1 protein-coding gene is annotated in these 1059 nt (G+C 70.0%); it reads left to right on the top strand.

The window, feature by feature from the left end; translation table 11 throughout:
* A partial coding sequence (locus L0D17_RS13130; protein WP_243095696.1) for a primase C-terminal domain-containing protein occupies window positions 1-800 on the top strand: 800 nt, incomplete at its 5' end.
* Between the last annotated feature and the right edge of the window lie 259 nt (window positions 801-1059).

Below are 1059 nucleotides of genomic sequence, written 5' to 3'. Positions count from 1 at the left end.
TCCCCCTCAAGCCCCCGCCCGGGCGGGAGGAGAGCCTGAAGGGGGCCCTGGCCCTTCTCGCGGAGGTGGAGGCCCTGCTGGAGGCCTACTACGGGGCGGACCCGGGCTACACGGGGCTCCTCTCCCGGAACCCCTTTCTCCACCCCCCGGAGTGGACCTGGGGCGGGGGGAAGCGGTGGAGCCTGCGGGACCTCCACCGGGAGCTCCAGGGGCTCCTTCCCCCCGGGACCCGGAGGCGGCTGAGCCCGGGCCTCGCCTCCTACGGGCGGAACTGCGCCCTGTTTGACCGCCTGCGGGCGGAGGCCTACGCCCACGTGGCCCTCTTCCGGGGCGTCCCCGGGGGCCGGGAGGCCTTCCGGGCCTGGGTGGAGCAGAGGGCCCACGCCCTGAACCAGGCCCTCTTCCGGGACCACCCCAAGGGGCTCCTGAGCCCCCGGGAGGTCCACCACACGGCCAAGAGCGTGGCGAAGTGGACCTACGACCGCTACCAGGGCGGACGGGTGTACGCGGTCTCCTCCACGGGGCGGCCGGACCGGAGCCGCCTCTCTCCTCAGGCCCGGGCCCTGATCCCGCCCCTCCAGGGGGAGGAGCTCCAGGAGGCGGTGCAGACGGGGGCCTCCCTCGGGGGGCGGAAGCGTGGATCCCGGCGCAGGCAGGAGGCGGAGGAGAAGCTCACGGAGGCCCTGAAGCGCCTGCAGAGCCGGGACGAGGCCATCACCGCCCGGGCCCTAGCCAGGGAAGCGGGGGTGAGCCCCACCACGGCCTCCAACTGGCTCAAGCGGATGCGGGGACAGGGTTGAGTGTGGATGGCTAAAGAGCCCCCCAAAAATCGGGGTTTTCGCTGTCCAGCACGTGGCGGAAGGGTGTCCACAAGCCTGGTGGCTATCAGGGTATACAGGCGGGGGCGTGGGGGTGCAACCCCCGCCAGCCCCGAAGGGGCTGTATTAGCAAGCTGAGAAAGTCCCCTTAGCGTAGCTGACGGCTAAAGTCCCCCTTCTTTTTCTGCAAACTGCAAAAATTCCCTTTTCCTTTGGGTAGATAACCCGAGATCCGAGAAAA

The organism is Thermus thalpophilus (assembly GCF_022760915.1).
Classification (GTDB): Bacteria; Deinococcota; Deinococci; order Deinococcales; family Thermaceae; genus Thermus; species Thermus thalpophilus.
Note: the sequence above shows the minus strand (reverse complement) of the source record. Positions and strands in the feature narration are given on the sequence as shown.